Genomic DNA, 287 nt, shown 5'->3' on the forward strand with positions numbered 1-287 from the left:
AGGAGCAGCTGGAACACAAGGTCCTCAAGGGGTTCAAGGAATACAAGGGACTACCGGATTGACAGGTACACAAGGTGCCCAAGGTTCTCAAGGAGTGCAAGGAATAATAGGACCGACTGGAGCTATTGGTTTGCAAGGTCCTCAAGGAATACAAGGAATAACGGGTCCAACAGGAGCTCAAGGAGTGCAAGGAATACAAGGTGTGCAAGGAATTATCGGTCCAACAGGAGCACAAGGAATTAGAGGCCCCCAAGGAAATACAGGGGAAATTGGTATAACAGGACCTC

Annotated in this window: 1 pseudogene; it reads left to right on the forward strand. The window is 49.1% G+C overall.

Going from position 1 to position 287, the window contains the following annotated elements:
- Window positions 1–287, forward strand: a pseudogene (locus MR170_RS31510) (collagen-like protein); the annotation flags it as partial.

Origin of the sequence: Bacillus cereus group sp. BfR-BA-01524 (assembly GCF_022662595.1) — a bacterium.
In the GTDB taxonomy this organism is placed as follows: Bacteria; Bacillota; Bacilli; order Bacillales; family Bacillaceae_G; genus Bacillus_A; species Bacillus_A thuringiensis_S.